The sequence below is a fragment of the Hypericibacter sp. genome (assembly GCF_050729195.1).
Classification (GTDB): Bacteria; Pseudomonadota; Alphaproteobacteria; order Dongiales; family Dongiaceae; genus Hypericibacter.
Genome location: NZ_JBOHKS010000189.1, coordinates 1 through 2,189, shown reverse-complemented (window position 1 = coordinate 2,189; position 2,189 = coordinate 1). Strand labels below are relative to the sequence as shown.

2 protein-coding genes are annotated in these 2,189 nt (G+C 68.8%); one reads left to right on the top strand and one right to left on the bottom strand.

Features of this window, described 5'->3' with window-relative positions; genetic code table 11:
• Positions 1-52: 52 nt before the first annotated feature.
• Positions 53-1,222, top strand: a complete 1,170-nt coding sequence (gene rlmN, locus ACREE8_RS14505) for a 23S rRNA (adenine(2503)-C(2))-methyltransferase RlmN (protein WP_431573721.1) — start codon at positions 53-55, stop codon at positions 1,220-1,222.
• 170 nt (positions 1,223-1,392) lie between these two features.
• Here rlmN and ACREE8_RS14500 read toward each other — a convergent pair.
• On the bottom strand, positions 1,393-2,189 hold a 797-nt coding region (locus tag ACREE8_RS14500; protein ID WP_431573720.1), incomplete at its 5' end, for an ArsR/SmtB family transcription factor.

Genomic DNA, 2,189 nt, shown 5'->3' with positions numbered 1-2,189 from the left:
ACAGGCCGGCTTTCCTGGCCCTGCATCGCCGCAAGAGTATGATCCGACGCCCATGAGCACGACCGCGCATGCCCTGAACTTCGCGCCGCCCGCCGCCCCCGCGGACGGGCGCCGGAATCTCGTGGGTCTCGATCGCGCCGAGCTCGAGGCCGAGATCGTGGCGCTGGGCGAGCCCGCCTTCCGCGCCCGCCAGCTCTGGCATTGGATCTATCACCGCGGCGTCACCGATTTCGCCGCCATGACCTCGCTCGCCAAATCCTTCCGCGAGAATCTGGCGCGGCATTTCGTGGTGGCGCGGCCCGAGATCACGGTCGCCAAGCAGTCGATCGACGGCACCCAGAAATGGCTGCTCAAATTCGCCGACGGCCAGGAGATCGAGACCGTCCATATTCCCGAGGAGGATCGCGGCACGCTCTGCGTCTCCTCGCAGGTCGGCTGCACCCTCACCTGCAAGTTCTGCCACACCGGCACGCAGAAGCTGGTGCGCAATCTCTCCGCCGCCGAGATCGTCGGTCAGGTGATGATGGCGCGCGACGCGCTGGGCGAATGGCCCTCGCCGCCGGACGGACGGCTGCTCTCCAACATCGTCATGATGGGCATGGGCGAGCCGCTCTATAACTGGGACAATGTCTCGAAGGCCCTCAAGATCGTGATGGACCATGAGGGCATCTCGATCTCGAAGCGGCGCATCACGCTCTCGACCGCGGGCGTGGTGCCGATGATCGAGGCTTGCGGCCGCGAGCTCGGCGTCAATCTCGCCATCTCGCTGCACGCGGTCACCGACGAGCTGCGCGACCGCATCGTGCCGATCAACAAGAAATATCCGATCGCCGAGCTGATGCGCGCTTGCCGCGACTATCCGGGCCTCTCCAACGCGCGGCGTATCACCTTCGAATATGTCATGCTGAAGGACGTGAACGATTCGCCGGCCGATGCGCGGGCCCTGGTGGCGCTGCTCGAGGATGTGCCGGCCAAGGTCAATCTGATCCCGTTCAATCCCTGGCCAGGTGCGCCCTTCGAATGCTCCAGCCGGCGCGCGATCGAGGCCTTCAGCCAGATCGTGTTCGATGCCGGCTATGCCTCGCCGGTGCGCACGCCGCGCGGCCAGGACATCATGGCCGCCTGCGGCCAGCTCAAGAGCGACAGCGTGAAGCTGCGCAAGAGCCAGCAGATCGCAGCGGCAGAAGCCACCGCGGCCGACGCGAGCGGGCTGCCGCAGTAACCGGAACGTCGGCGGCCGGAGTCGCGATCAGCGGCCGTTATAGGCATCCTCGAGCTTCTGCACCTCGACCTTCACCATCTGCATCGTCGCCTGCATGACCCGGTTCGCGCGCGTCATTGATCTGCCAAGAGAGCCCGTCGGCCGGGGTCGCAATTTTCGCAGAGCGCGGGCTAGGTCGGACGCCGACGCGACCGTGCCGGCGGCACGGGCTCGGCCTCGAACAGGCGGCGCACCGTGCGGCCCGACAGGGCCTCGAGTGCCTCGCGCCGGAGCGCCAGCAATTTGCGGCCGCCCTCGCCCTGCTCCTCGATCAGCCCGGCATCGCGCAGGTAATGCAGGTGATGGGTCACGGTCGGCTTGGAGAGATGAAGCTGGCGCGCCAGCTCCACGGCCAGCATGGGCCGCCTTGCCAGAAGATTGGCCATGGCGAAGCGCGTGGCATCGCCGAGCGCGCGGAAGACCAGCGCCACATCGCCGCCGGTGCTCGTTGGCGGGCGGCGCGGATCGGGGCCCGGCAGGGTGGGAGCCATCGCAAGTTCGGGCTCGGCGCCGGCGCCGCGCTGCGGCTCGGGCCCGAGGCTCGGGTCGAGGAAGGGGAGCCAGGCGGTGCTGCGTTCGCCGTCGGGGTCGACGAACCACCAGCGCGGCTCGTTGAAGCTCGAGGGGAGGAACTGAAGGCTGCCGATCTGGGCCAGGTCGGTCCGGGCGCCACCGGTCACCTGGCGGATCGCGCCGGCCTTGGGATCGAACTCCACACCCAGCCCCAGCCGATGGCCCAGCCCCGCCCAATCGCCCCGCTCGATCCCGGCGGCGACCGAAGCCGCGACCTTGGCCTCGGGTCCGGCGAGGCCGCGCCAGAGCGGCTCGAACACGGCCTCGCGGAAGGCATCGAGCCCGGCGACAAGGGCCCGCTGGCCGGCCTCGGGATCGGCCGCGAAACGCATCAGGGAAGCCCAAAGGGGGTGGT